Genomic DNA, 14365 nt, shown 5'->3' on the forward strand with positions numbered 1-14365 from the left:
ACATAAGTAATTCAGCCAATGATAAACCTGAACGATTGAGAGTTTCTCACTTTTAATCGTTCAGGTTTTTTGGTTGATTGTGAAAACAATGTTGGAAACAGGGTGGAATGGAGCGTAGGACACTCGACTCCTGCGGGAAAGAGAGGGAAAACTGAGATCCCGCAGCGCAGCGAGGAAGCTCAGGTTCCTCCCCGCGGAAAGCGAGTGGCCGTAGCGCAATGGAACGAACGTGTTCAGACAAACCAAAAAGATTGGAACAGCTAGTGTTCGTCTCTTAGAAGCAATCATTTTGTTATGTCCCAAACTCTATACTGGCTTAAAGATACTCTCAATAGCTTCCGCTACACCATGTTCATCATTCGTTTTTGTTACGACATGAGCATGACGCTTTATTTCATCCGGTGCATTGCCCATTGCAACGGCTCTTCCTGCTTTATGAAACATCGAAAGGTCATTATAATTATCACCAATTGCCATTGTTTCTTGTAAGGAGATACCTCGGCTTTTGACGAACTTTTCTAATGCAATTCCTTTTTGAGCTTCTTCACTATTCACTTCAATATTTTCTTTACCTGAAGAGCTTACAGCAATTCCATGAAAAGCTTTTAACTCTTCACGCGCACGATTTAGCTTCTCATCATCGAATGAGAAAGCCAACATTTTATAAATCAATATATTTGAATCCTGAAAGAGTGGCTCATACTCTTCAATTAACTTTACTTTTCCTTCTTCAAATCGCTTTTTAGCTGCTTTTAATAACTCATCGTATTGATTTTTTAAGCTAGCACTCATATAAATATCCATTACAACAGAAAGTGCTTTATCATAGTCATTTGAGTATGTTCCATCACTTGTATACACCTCAAAGTACAGCTCATGCTTATTAAAAACCTCTTCAACAGCTTTAATTTTATCCAGAGACATTCCAAACGCTTCTAACTTCTCACCTTTTTTATTTCTTACCTCTGCTCCATTTATACAAATAAGAAACGTCTCAATGCCAGCTTCTTTTAGTAAAAAAGCAGCTTCTTCATAAGAGCGTCCAGTCGCCACAATAACTTCTACACCTTCACGCTGTGCAGCTTTAATTGCTTTGCTGTTCTCTACACTAATTTTTTGTTCGCTATTTACTAATGTTCCATCCATGTCAGTTGCAACGCATTTAATCATTCTGAGTCCCCCTGCTGTTTTTTATTTTTAGGTTAACATGTTTTATTACGTAGTCTTTGACTTCTATGTAAACAATATAATAAGTATTTGTGTAGACGACGTTACATTCAGCCAATTAACGGTTTACAAACTTCTTGTTCACGCTCTTAAACGTTAGTTCATGAGTAGAAGCTACTTGCCAATCCGCTTGTTCCATTCCTTCATGTAATCCTACTCCTATGGAAAACATATCCGTTTGTTTAATCGCGGTTAAGCCTGCAATTCCATCCTCAATCGCAACACAGTTTTTAGGGTGGGTACCTATCTCTTTTGCTGCTGTTAAAAAAATTTCTGGATCTGGCTTCCCACGCGTTACGTCTCTACTGGTTACAACCTTATCAAAATAAGACTGCAAACCGATTTTTTCTAATACATGCATCGCGTTTGAACTAGAAGAAGCGATTGCAAGCTTGGTCTCAGCTGCTTTTGCTTCTTTTATCAACTGAAAAATGCCTGGTAAGATGGCCTTTTCATCTAACGTTTCAATTAACACTTGATAATGACGGTTTTTCTTTTCCGCTAATGCATGCATCTCTTCTTCAGAATAAAATTTGTCACTTTGTCTTACAATTTGCTTAACTGTCTCATAGCGGCTAATTCCCTGGATTTGTTGATTCCAATCGTGTGTAAAATGAACACCTGTTTCATCAGCAATCATTTTATTTGCTTGGTAGTATAAGTTTATTGTATCAACAATTACACCATCTAAGTCAAAAATAAGCGCTTCAAACTGTGCCTGCATATGAAATCTCTCCTCTTCAACTATCTATTCTTTTTATCATATCGATTATTGAAATAAATTTCCTACTTTTATTTTTCAAAAAAGTGTTGCATTATGAAAGCCTTTTTATTAAAATAAATTTATGCAAGCGGTTGCACTATTTATATTCGTTTCAGCTATAAAATAACTGTAAACGCACACAACATATTGAAAGCCCATACAACGGGGAGGGGAAATAGTCATGAAGAAATTCTTTTCATTTGATTTTTGGCAGAAGTTTGGTAAAGCCTTACTGGTTGTTGTAGCTGTTATGCCAGCTGCAGGTATTATGATTTCACTTGGAAAGCTAGTTGGTATGACTGGTGGAGAAATGGCACTTGTGCAAACGATTGCCCGAGTGATGGAAGATATAGGTTGGGGTATTATTACAAACCTCCATATCTTGTTTGCGGTAGCGATTGGAGGATCTTGGGCAAAAGAACGTGCGGGTGGAGCATTCGCTGCACTAATCGCTTTTGTGTTGATTAACCGTATTACTGGTGCAATCTTCGGGGTTAACGCCGATATGCTAGCAGATCCTGAAGCAAAAATTACGTCTCTATTCGGACAAGAACTTGTTGTAAAAGATTACTTCACATCAATTTTAGGTGCTCCTGCTTTAAACATGGGCGTATTCGTTGGTATCATTGCCGGTTTCCTTGGAGCCAACTTATTTAACAAGTATTACAACTACGATAAATTACCTGAAGCTTTATCATTCTTTAACGGTAAACGCTTTGTACCTTTTGTTGTTATTGGTGGATCAATTGTTACAGCAATTATTTTATCGATTGTATGGCCATTCATCCAAGGTGCTTTAAACAGCTTTGGTCAGTGGATTGCAACATCTCGTGACACAGCACCAATCTTGGCTCCATTTATTTTTGGTGCATTAGAACGTCTATTATTACCTTTCGGTTTACATCATATGTTAACGGTTCCAATCAACTATACTGAACTTGGTGGAACGTATCAAATTTTAACAGGTTCTGGTGCTGGCTCAACAGTAGCTGGTCAAGATCCATTATGGTTAGCTTGGATTGCTGACTTAAATAACTTCCTAGCAGCTGGTGACACAGCTAGCTATCAACAATTGTTAAATGAAGTAACGCCAGCTCGCTTTAAAGTTGGTCAAATGATTCTATCTTGTGCTGCGTTAATCGGTATTGCTTTTGCAATGTACCGCAACGTTGATGCAGATAAACGCAGAAAGTATAAATCAATGTTCTTCTCTGCTGCACTAGCTGTATTCCTAACTGGTGTTACAGAGCCAATCGAATTCATGTTCATGTTTGCTGCTCCAGTTCTTTATGTTGTATACGCAATCATGACAGGTATGGCCTTTGCCATTGTTGATATTATTGATGTCCGCGTTCACGCATTCGGTGTTATCGAATTGATTACACGTACGCCAATGATTGTTAAAGCAGGATTATGGTTAGATTTAGTAAACTTTATTATTGCGTGTCTTGTATTCTTCGGATTAAACTTTGCAGTAGCAAACTTTATGATTAAACGTTTCAACTTCCCTACTCCGGGACGTAACGGAAACTATATCGAAGATGAAGCTTCAACTAGCGGTACTTCAAACGTAAAAAATGATTCTCTAGCACCTGTTATTATTGAATTGTTAGGTGGTCAACAAAACATTGAAGATGTTGACGCTTGTATGACTCGCCTTCGTGTAACAGTAAAAGATACTAGCTCCGTGGCTACTGAGGCGGAATGGAAACAAAACGGAGCTCTAGGCTTAATCGTAAAAGATAAAGGTGTTCAAGCTATTTATGGTCCAAAAGCTGATGTTCTTAAATCTGATATTCAAGACTTACTAGGAGCGTGAAGATGAAATTACTCACTTTAAACTGCCATTCTTGGCAAGAAGAAAACCAGCTAGACAAGATTTCTTGTCTAGCTTCTGTAATTAAAGAGAAAGATTATGATGTAATTGCTCTACAAGAAGTTAGCCAGCATATGGAGGCTCCTTATGTGAATAAGCATATTAAATCTGATAATTATGGATATGTTCTGTTACAAGAATTGAAAAAGCTAGGTGTTCACGATTATGAGCTTGTATGGGACATGGCTCACATCGGGTATGAAGTTTACGAGGAAGGCTTGGCTATCTTAACAAAGCACCCTGTTGTTGAAGAGCACTCTTTCTTCGTTTCAAGAACATCTGACGTAAACGACTGGAAAACAAGAAGAGTTGTTGGAGCAACAATTTCTTATAACGACGAACTGCTATCATTTTACTCTTGTCATCTAGGTTGGTGGGAAGATGATAAAGAACCGTTTAAAGACCAGTTTGACTCTCTATGGACTTCCATAAAAAAAGATCATCCATTTTTCTTATTAGGTGACTTTAACAACAATGCCTTTATTCGAAATGAAGGATATGACTATATGAAAAAGCACCCTTTATACGACACCTATGACCTTGCTCTTGAAAAAGATGAAGGAATTACGGTCCAAGGTAAAATTGCTGGATGGGATGAAAACAAAGAAAAGCTTCGTATTGATTTAATCTTAACAAGTGACCCTTATAAGATAGCTAAATCCCACGTCATCTTTAATGGTACTAATAAACCTGTTGTTTCCGACCATTTTGGCGTAGAAGTAGCATTAACATAATCACGTTAAACAAAGCTGTTGAAGCCTAGACTTCAACAGCTTTTCACATGGAATGGTAGTAAATGCACATGATAATAATATAAAGCTTTATTAAATCTTTGTTGATTGTATAATACTTTGACATTTAAAAATGTAAATATGCTATAATGTGTTGTTGTTAATACAAGAATTAATATTCCTTTTATTTACTTATCTAACATTTAATTCATGTGTCAACATAGCGAAAATACTAAAATCAAAGAAGATAGGTGCAGAATCAAAATGAAAATTTTGCTCATTTCTAATATGTATCCATCTAAAGATTTCCCAAGCTATGGTGTCTTTGTGAAAAATACTGAGCAGATATTACTTGATAATGGTGTTTCAGTAGACAAAGCTGTCATGACAAAACGAACAGGCAAACTCGGAAAGCTAGTTGGATATGCTTCGCATTATTTAAAAATAATAGCAAGTGGCTTAACAAAAAAGTATGACTACCTTTATGTGCATTATGCTTCTCACAATGCTCTACCCTTGCTTATTTTAAAGAAGTTAAATAAACGTGTGAAAATTGTAACAAACGTTCACGGTTCAGATGTCGTTCCCGAAGTCCCTTCACAAGAAAAGTTTCAGCCACGGGTAAAAGAACTGTTGCATCGTTCACATAAAATTATTACTCCATCTCCTTACTATAAAGAACTAGTTCAAGAGAAGTATGGAGTGACAACGCCTATTTATATCTTTCCTAGCGGAGGCGTTAATTTTAAATTGTTTTATTCATTTTCTACTAAAGAAGAGGCTTATAAAGAGTTGAATTTAAATCCAAAGCAACGTTATATTGGCTGTGTAAGTCGCATTGATGTCGGTAAAGGATGGGAGTTTTATTTACAAGCCATCGCGCAGTTAGAAGCTGAAAGCCTTACGGATTATAAATACATTTATGTTGGTAGTGGAAAGGACGAGCCAAAGTTTAAACAGATGGTTCAAGAGTTGAATTTAGCAGATAAAATCATTCACTTTCCTTTGCTCCCACAATCCTCTTTAGCCTATGTCTATAATGTAATCGACGCATTTGTCTTTCCAACAATCCGTAAAGGAGAAAGCTTAGGTCTAGTAGGATTAGAAGCCATGGCCTGTGGAGCTCCTGTAATCGGTAGCCGTATCGGTGGACTCAAAGATTACATTATTGATGGTCAAAATGGCCTTTTCTTTGAACCTGGTCAGGCAGGAGAGCTGAAGGAGAAATTGCGCCTTTTTATGGAATCATCTGCAGAACAGAAGGAAAACATGTCATCACAAGCTGTGAAAACAGCTAAGTTATACAGTGTAGATGAGATTTCTCAGCAACTACCAACAATTTTCTTTAATGAGGTGTAAGAATGAAAATCGCAGTTTTAATTCCTTGTTACAACGAAGAAGTAACAATTGGAAAAGTAATTGATGACTTTAAGCAAGAGTTACCCGAAGCTGATATTTACGTCTATGATAACAATTCTAAAGACAAAACAAGTGAAATTGCATTAGCTCATGGAGCTATTGTTAAAAAAGAATTAAAGCAAGGAAAAGGAAACGTTGTTCGATCAATGTTCCAAGATATAGACGCTGATTGTTATGTAATGGTTGATGGTGATGACACGTACCCAGCTGAGTTTGTTCACCAGCTTATTGAACCTATTAGAAACAAAGAAGCAAATATGACTATTGGTGATCGTCTTTCAAACGGTACGTATTTTGAAGAAAATAAACGTCCATTCCATAACTTTGGAAACAACCTAGTTCGTTCATTAATTAATAAGCTATATAAAAGTAACATTACCGATATCATGACAGGATACCGAGCTTACGACAAGCTATTTGTAAAATCAATCCCTGTCATGAGCCCTGGATTTGAAATTGAGACAGAAATGAGTTTACATGCTTTGGACAAACGCTTCCGTTTGAAAGAGATTCCTATTGATTATCGAGATCGTCCAGAGGGTAGTGAGTCAAAGCTAAACACCTTCTCTGATGGTTATAAAGTACTTAAAATGATTTTTACTCTATTCAAGGAGTACAAGCCGTTACAGTTCTTCTCACTTTGGACTTTATTATTCTTAGTTGCTGGATTGGCGGTAGGAACACCTGTTATTTATGAATTTTTCAAAACAGGCTTTATTACAAAAGTCCCTTCATCAATCCTAGCAACGGGCTTAATTCTGCTTGGTGTATTATCGTTTGTTTCTGGACTTATCCTAGATACAATTGCATCGTTAAACCGCAAACAATATGAACTAGAATTAAATAAGAAGATTGAACAAATAAGGGAGTAATTACCGTGAATAAAAAACCTATTCTTTATTTAATAGCGACTGCTTTTGCATTGATAGGTATTTTTATTGGAGCCCCTGACAGAGTAAGTTTTTCTTCTGTTTTTATGTTGTTAGTATTAGTAGGCATAAGCTCTATTTTTATTTATAAAAATAGAGCTTATGCTTCATTTACATCAATACAATGGCTCCTGATCATAGCAGTCAGCTTCATCATACAGTTTTCTTTACTAAGTAACTTGCATATGACAGCATCCACTATCTTCGACTTTATTCTTTATATTCTTGGAAGATGGGTGATTGCATTAGGGTTTGTAATTGCTTGTGCAACAACCTTTAAAGCACATTTTAATCCAGATTCGTCTGTTGATTATCCAAACAAATATAAATGGATTATTGGCATTTGTATTTTAGCTATGAGCGCCTTTTATTGGTTAGCCTTTTTCCCAGGTGGAATGACGCCCGATTCTCTGGCTCAGTGGGAACAAGCACATACTCGTGAATTTAATGACTGGCACCCGATCATGATCACTTGGTTAATTATGATACTAACTCAAATATGGGATCACCCTGGAATGATTACGATTGTTCAAATCTTAGTCGTGTCTAGTATTTATTTATACACGTTTCACTTTCTTATTAAAAAGCAAGTTCCACCTATTGTTTTAGGAATTCTAACATTACTCGTATTATTAATACCGAGTTTTTTAATCTTTTCCATTGTTATCTGGAAAGATATCCTATACAGCGCCTTTTTGCTATTTTTTACGGTAAATATTGCGAGAGTATATTTATCAAACGGAGCATTTATTCAGTCTAAATATGGAATCTTTATGCTTCTTTTATCATCTTTTGGTGTAGCCTTTTTTAGACATAATGGATTCCCTGTGTTCGTTATTACATTTTTATGTTTAATCGTATTGTTTAGAAAGTATTGGAAACGCTTGGTTCCGCTATTTTTAGTGATTTTTATTTTACAACGAATTATCACAGGCCCTGTGTTCAACTGGTTAGATGTTAAACCTTCTGATCCTAATGAAGCGTTATCGATTCCGACACAACAAATTGCCAACATTATTGTCAATGATGGAGAGATGTCTAAATCTGAGCGTGAATACTTTAACAACGTTCTCCCGATTGAACTTTGGAAAGAAAAATATAATCCATATAAAAGTGACCCAATTAAATTCACGTGGGAATATTACGACCGGGAGTTTATTTTTCAAGACCTTGGTTTATATTTTAAAAATTACATGAGCATTGTTATCAAGAATCCATATCTAGCAATGGAAGGATTTCTAAAACAAACGGCACTGGTATGGCAAACAACGCCATTTGAAGATGGATATACCGACACGTATGTAACCAACGTATACTACGGAAATAAATTTGGACTTGAAAATACCGTGGTTTCACCGTTGATTACAAACACAGCAAAAGCATATTTGGAAGTCTTTAAAAGCCCTTCTTTATTTTTCTTATGGAAGCCTGCTTTTTATCACTGTGTTATCTTATTATTTTCTCTTTTCTTCATTGCGAGAAAAGGAATCACGTCTTCCATTGTTTTATTTCCATGGCTATTAAATACGTTATCAGTTTTAGCAGCGTTACCTGCACAAGACTTCCGCTACTTACTAGCAAGCGTATTTGTCAGCTTCTTCTTTGTCGGATTAGCTTTTGTTAGAAAAGGTGAAGAAGAGAGGGGTCAGTTTTGACAAACAACGTACAGTACAATAGAAAATTAGGCATATTTTTAATTATCATTGCCTCCATGTTTACAGCCATTGGGCAGCTTCTCTGGAAGTTATCCAATGGTTCATTCAACATTATGTTAATAATTGGCTTCTTACTCTACGGATTTGGAGCTATTTTTATGATTTTAGCCTTTAAATATGAAAGAGTTTCACTTCTTCACCCTTTTTTAAGCTTAGGATATGTCATCAGTATTGCATTAGGTTTCTTTTTATTAAATGAAGCTGTTAGCTTTACGAAACTAATTGGTACAGCTGTTATTATTGTTGGGGTACTATTGGTAGGTGACCATGATGATTAGTATACCGATTTTACTTATTATGACACTTCTAGGTTCAGTTGGAGCTGTCTTTTTCAAACAGATCTCCACAGCTTTAAGCGCTAAAAACACGAAAATGGCTATTATCTACTTGATAGGTGGGGGCTCATTTTACGGAATATCAGCATTGTTAAACGTATATGTCTTAACCTTGCTGCCTTACTCTGTTGTCTTCCCGTTAACGTCCATTACCTATGTATGGACACTATTGTTTGGCTACTTTTTGTTAAAAGAAAAAGTAACCGTCAAACAAATGATTGGATGCGCTCTTATCATCATTGGTTGTTTTATTATTGCTAATAGCTAAACAGCATAAAGGCAGGAGTTTTAATTTATGAAAAGCTTAAAGATTGCAAGTATTTTATTACTTGTTTCAACCTTGTTTTTAAAGTTTTCCAGTATGATTCGAGATTTAGTAATCGCCAATTACTTTGGTACAAGCTATATCGTAGATGCCTATAACGCAGCGATGATTATTCCCAACGCATTTATTCTATTTATGCTCACGGGCATGAAAGATGCTTTTATCCCTAGCTATTTGCGCTACGAAAAAGAAGGAAAAGGGAAATCGCACCTTACAAACATTGTAAAGTCTACGTTTTTTATTTGCTTAGTCATCTCTATTTTAGGCTCGATAGCAGCATTCTTTTATTTTCCTGCTAGCTACCCTAACTTTTCTAAAGCAGCGATTGATATTGGTATCTATACCGCAATTTTATACTTCTTATCGCTTTCTTTAGTTGGGGTAAACGCGGTATATGAAGGTGTATTTGATGCTAACAGTCAATATTCCTTCTCTGTATTTTCTCAAACCGTTGTTGTCTTATTTACTATCTTAAGTACGATTTTACTCCAGGATGTAATAGGTGGATACGCTATTGCCTTAGGATATCTATTAGGAACTCTTGCTTCCTTTCTCATTAAAGTTGTGTACTTTAAACCAAAGAATCTGCTGCTATGGAAGCAGAAGATAGATAGAGAAGAAGTTAAAATCTTTTATAAAGTTTTTATTCCTGTGGGTGTTACCATCATGGTGGGACAAATTAACCTAACAGTTAACTTCTTTTTTGCAGGGTCATTTGGAGAAGGCGTTATTTCTTACTTGAACTATGCCTTTCGATTAGTTAGTATTCCCCAAGCAATCTTTGGTGTGACCGTTGCGACAATCATTTACCCACTCATTGTAAAAGCTCTGAACGATAAAAATGAAGAGCGGTTTAAAACAGGAATCGAAAAAGGGCTAACATTTATGCTGATGTTACTTGTTCCGACACTTGTGATTATGAGCTTTTATATGAAAGATATTGTTCAAATTGCTTATGAACGTGGTGCATTTGACGCTACATCTACCTTGAAAACTACTGATACTTCTTATTATTATTTTGGATCGGTGTTCTTTTACTCACTACAAGCAATTTTAGCAAAAGGCTTCTATTCATTAGGAAAAGGCCACGTTATAATGCGTATCGGACTACTGTCAATCCTACTGAATGTCATTTTTAACTTAACATTCACGAAGTTTTTAGGTTATCAAGGGCTTGCACTTTCAATGTCCGTTGTGGGGTTTTTCTATACTGCCATTGTGTTCGTTATGCTAAATCGTCTCATCAATGGCTTCCACTTCCGCTATTTACTAAAGGAAACAACAAAAATTTTAGTAGCTAGCATCCCCGTTATGGTCGCTATGTACATCCTGAAGGATATACAAGCTTTAAACGACCTGCATGTTCTGGGTCGATTTACGGTTGTATGCTTAGTGGGAGGTTTAGTATACTTAATATCGACGTTTATATTTAAAGTAGATGGCATTATGATGGTTTTACGTAAACGAAAACGTTAAATTCACTAAAACAGGAGATTACTATATGAAGAACACATACTGGTTATTTTTTCTGTTTGTTGGTTTTATTTCAATACAGCCAATTATTGATATGCTAACAACATACATGGTTTTAAATGTAGAAAGTCCTCTTTCAATCGGTGTTATTATCCGGTTCATGTATATGGTATTTGTGGGGATTATCTTACTCGTATTTTTCAAAAAGTCCAAGTGGGCCAGATATTCAATTCTTTATTTAATTGTCTTTGCACTATTCCTTGGTGTTAATATTTACTTTAATAGTCAATGGAAAGACCCTTACTATTTAGCTCAAGAAGTAAAGTTCTTTAATAAAGTTGTTTATATGAACGTAACGCTCTTAGGAGCTATTGTGGTTTTTACAATGTATCGCCAATCTGTAAATGTCTCAAAAGCTCTCAATAAAAACTTATTAACTGCTTCTCTTATTATCAGTATTGTGTTCATTGGCACCATGCTTACTGGTACAGCTTTAGAAAGTTATCAATACAATAAAACTGGATTTAAAGGCTGGTTTTACGCTGCTAACGAACTTGGAGCAATCGTTGCTCTATTATTACCTTTAACACTTTTATTTGGCTTAAAGAAAACACAGTCGTTAAAGCAATTTTACTTTTGGATTCCGTTTATTTTACTTGCAGTATCTTCAATTATGATTGGAACAAAGGTAGGATTAGGAGCTGTTATTTTATCGTTAGGGGTTGCATTTGTTGTATTAGTACTTAAACTCTTTGCAACAAAACAACGTGCAGTAAAATCTAATTTAGTTATCTCAATTATTTTGTTGGTAGTAGTTGGAGTTACAACTCCTATCTCTCCTGCTTTCACAAACACATATGCGCATATCGATTTGCTAGAAAATAAAAAGAAAGAGCAGCAACCAGAGCAGACAGAAGAAGATGATGCTACTGATACTAAAAAGAAAAAGCGACAAAAGTTAGACAATAGCGATATTGAAAATCTTATTTTAAGTAGTCGCGAAGACTTTTTAGCTCACCATAAAGAGCAGTATGCAGAAGCTCCTATCGCCCGTAAGCTTGTCGGGATGGGCTATGCAGGAAATTACACAGAAGAACAGCAGCCAAAAATGATTGAAATGGACTTTTATGACCTTTTCTTCTCACTTGGAATTATTGGATTTATTCTGTGGATTTTACCTCTTCTAATAATTGCTCTATACGTAATAAAACGATTCATTCGTGAGCCTTCTCAGCTTTGGAATGAGTCATTTATGATGTATAGTACCTCTGTTGTTTTAGCATTAGGTATTGCATTTGTTGCAGGTCATGTCTTTACAGCTCCTGCTGTAACCATTTATTTTGCTGTAACAGCAGCTTATCTTGCTTGTATTCACTTTTATAAATCAAATGCGTTAGATTAGTTTCAAAGCCGTTAGAGGTCATCTGCCTTTAGCGGCTTTTATAGTCAGTACAACTAATTTCCTCTTCTTTGTTTACCTTTGCTTAAGCTTCCCAAAACATTTTCCCTTCAAAAATGTTAATTTTATGTTAAGCTTGTAAAGCTATTATTTTTTTGGGGGAATGCTTTATGTATCAGCGCATCATTCAGTTTTTACCTACCTTTATCTTTTACTTATTCCTAACGATATTTTTATATGGGATAACCATAATTTCATTTACAGGTGACTACAATCTCGCTTTTGATTGGGCGCAGATTCACACCGCCTTTTTTACGATACTTGTTAGCCTTATCGCTTTATTATTAAGCTTTCTAACTGTTTGGATACTTGTTAAAAAAGAACTAATTACTCAGGTTGCTAATTCTAGAGTTTACCATCTCATTTCTGCATTTTTATTTGCAACGTTTATTGGGTTGGTAGGTGCCCTTTTATTTCTCATTTATCATATTGATTTACATCAGCTTGGTAAATCGATTGAATGGATTCAAGAGTATACAGATCGCTATTTATTAAGCTCATTTATTCTTGGTTTACTAGCATTTGGAGTCATTTTGCTGACGGGGGAAGTCTATATTGGTAGTGGAATTTCAATTCTATTGTTTTTTATCCTTGCGTTAACGAACCACTACAAAAAGATTTTTAGAAACGAACCGCTCTTCCCGAATGATTTCATTCAAGTTACCCAATTAAAAGAGGTTATACCAATGATTCGAGAGTCTATCTCCCTTTCAACCACCATATTTGTGGTTATTAGCGTAATAGCCTTGTTCGTTCTATGGTTACGTTCACCTAAGTTAAAAATTGATTGGCGAATCCGTATTATACTCATTCTTCCAATCATGTTTATCTCAAAATCATTCCTGTTTTTTGAAGATACCTTTGCGGAAAAGTACTATGAAAAATATTCAGCCATTATGCCGTGGAATCAGCAAAATAATTATTATTATAACGGTCCCGTTATCGGCATGATTTCGAATATCAAGACAAATATTTTGGAAGAACCTGAGGGTTACTCTGAAAAACGCGTCACAGCTGCTGTCGAGAATATGAAAAAAGAAGTGAAGCCATTCAGTAGTGATTCTAAAGCAGACAAAAAACCAAACATTGTCTTTGTCATGAATGAATCTTTTTGGGACCCTACCAAGCTAGACCTTTCTTTTTCAAAAGATCCATTAGAGCACACAAAAGAACTAATGAAGAAGTACCCTTCTGGGTCCATGCTCAGCCCTGCATTTGGTGGCGAAACAGCTAACGTAGAGTTTGAAGCACTAACAAGTTATTCAATGAATACGTTTAACCCTGGTGGTTTGCCTTTTCAACACATTTTAAGCAAAAAAGAATATCCTTCGTTTGCTTCTTATCTAAATCAATTAGGCTACTATACGGAAGCAATGCATCCAAATAACGGCATTATGTACATGCGTCAAAACGTCTATCCAAACCTAGGATTTGAAAAAAGTTTATTTATTGATGAAATGGACTTTACGGAAAAAGATAACGAAGGATTTGTTTCGGACGATTCAGTTGTTAATCAAGTTTTAGATACGTTAAAAAAATCAGATAAGCCAGCTTTTATTCACGCCGTGACAATCGGAAATCACCTTCCATATCCAGCTACAAAGTATAATGGTGAAAAAACAATATCTGTTGAAGGTGACAACTTATCTCCTGAAATGAAAAGCGAAATTGAAATTTATGCTGAAGGTATTAAGCAGTCCGATGACGCCCTGAAGAAATTAGAAACTGAAATACAAAAACTCGATGAACCTACACTTGTTGTATTTTGGGGAGATCATTTACCTGCTCTAGGAAAAAATCTTCAAGGCTATATAGAGGGTGGCTTTGGCAACACAGACGAATTTCAAAAATCAAAAGAATTCACTAGTGTTGCATAAATGTTGACGCAATTTTCAGTTTAATGTTTTTTCCTGTTTAGAGCCAAAAAAGTAAATACCTTATTAAAGGTGGCTCCATCCATTTGGAAATTATGTACAATTAGACTTGTGCGACGACGACAATTTATTTTTAAGGAACGGTTTTTCCTTTAATCTTTCGTATCCAGATATGTGCCGGTTTCCATAACGAAGCCCTTAAAAAACGGCTAATCTGTAGCGTTTTTCGCTTACTTTTT

Annotated in this window: 13 protein-coding genes; 11 read left to right on the top strand and 2 right to left on the bottom strand. The window is 35.7% G+C overall.

Annotation, left to right across the window (positions count from 1 at the left end):
- The first annotated feature begins 102 nt into the window (after positions 1-102).
- Positions 103-264, top strand: a complete 162-nt coding sequence (locus AS180_RS22875) for a hypothetical protein (RefSeq protein ID WP_156413469.1) — start codon at positions 103-105, stop codon at positions 262-264.
- A gap of 42 nt (positions 265-306) precedes the next feature.
- Here AS180_RS22875 and AS180_RS19160 read toward each other — a convergent pair whose 3' ends face one another.
- Together AS180_RS19160 and pgmB are read right to left on the bottom strand one after the other, a co-directional pair.
- Positions 307-1170 (bottom strand): Cof-type HAD-IIB family hydrolase, encoded by an 864-nt coding sequence (locus AS180_RS19160; protein WP_025910410.1) that lies wholly within the window; start codon positions 1168-1170, stop codon positions 307-309.
- 115 nt (positions 1171-1285) lie between these two features.
- Positions 1286-1951, bottom strand: a complete 666-nt coding sequence (pgmB, locus tag AS180_RS19165; RefSeq protein WP_025910412.1) for a beta-phosphoglucomutase — start codon at positions 1949-1951, stop codon at positions 1286-1288.
- A gap of 220 nt (positions 1952-2171) precedes the next feature.
- Here pgmB and AS180_RS19170 point away from each other — a divergent pair, with 220 nt between their 5' ends.
- From AS180_RS19170 to AS180_RS19215, 10 genes are all read left to right on the top strand, one after another.
- A complete protein-coding gene (locus tag AS180_RS19170; RefSeq protein WP_025910413.1) occupies positions 2172-3809 on the top strand; it encodes a PTS transporter subunit IIBC in 1638 nt (545 codons plus the stop codon).
- A 2-nt stretch (positions 3810-3811) separates the two neighbouring features.
- A complete protein-coding gene (locus AS180_RS19175; RefSeq protein WP_062687315.1) occupies positions 3812-4600 on the top strand; it encodes an endonuclease/exonuclease/phosphatase family protein in 789 nt (262 codons plus the stop codon).
- 261 nt (positions 4601-4861) lie between these two features.
- Positions 4862-5956 (top strand): glycosyltransferase, encoded by a 1095-nt coding sequence (locus AS180_RS19180; protein WP_035320951.1) that lies wholly within the window; start codon positions 4862-4864, stop codon positions 5954-5956.
- A gap of 2 nt (positions 5957-5958) precedes the next feature.
- The gene (locus tag AS180_RS19185) at positions 5959-6888 is read left to right on the top strand and encodes a glycosyltransferase family 2 protein (protein WP_025910415.1); all 930 of its coding nucleotides are present in this window, start codon (positions 5959-5961) and stop codon (positions 6886-6888) included.
- Positions 6889-6893: 5 nt separating this feature from the next.
- Positions 6894-8600: a DUF6020 family protein gene (locus AS180_RS19190; protein ID WP_025910417.1), complete on the top strand. Its 1707-nt coding sequence runs from the start codon at positions 6894-6896 to the stop codon at positions 8598-8600.
- Positions 8597-8938, top strand: coding sequence for a DMT family transporter (locus AS180_RS19195; protein ID WP_025910418.1), 342 nt, complete (start codon positions 8597-8599; stop codon positions 8936-8938). The genes AS180_RS19190 and AS180_RS19195 overlap by 4 nt, the downstream gene beginning before the upstream one ends.
- A complete protein-coding gene (locus tag AS180_RS19200; protein WP_025910419.1) occupies positions 8931-9263 on the top strand; it encodes an EamA family transporter in 333 nt (110 codons plus the stop codon). Before AS180_RS19195 ends, AS180_RS19200 begins: the two co-directional genes overlap by 8 nt.
- A gap of 27 nt (positions 9264-9290) precedes the next feature.
- A complete protein-coding gene (gene murJ / locus AS180_RS19205; RefSeq protein WP_025910420.1) occupies positions 9291-10796 on the top strand; it encodes a murein biosynthesis integral membrane protein MurJ in 1506 nt (501 codons plus the stop codon).
- Between the two features lie 25 nt (positions 10797-10821).
- Positions 10822-12195, top strand: a complete 1374-nt coding sequence (locus tag AS180_RS19210; protein WP_062687316.1) for an O-antigen ligase family protein — start codon at positions 10822-10824, stop codon at positions 12193-12195.
- Positions 12196-12362: 167 nt separating this feature from the next.
- A complete protein-coding gene (locus tag AS180_RS19215) occupies positions 12363-14129 on the top strand; it encodes an alkaline phosphatase family protein (RefSeq protein WP_062687317.1) in 1767 nt (588 codons plus the stop codon).
- Positions 14130-14365 lie beyond the last annotated feature (236 nt).

Source organism: Priestia veravalensis, assembly GCF_001457055.1.
In the GTDB taxonomy this organism is placed as follows: Bacteria; Bacillota; Bacilli; order Bacillales; family Bacillaceae_H; genus Priestia; species Priestia flexa.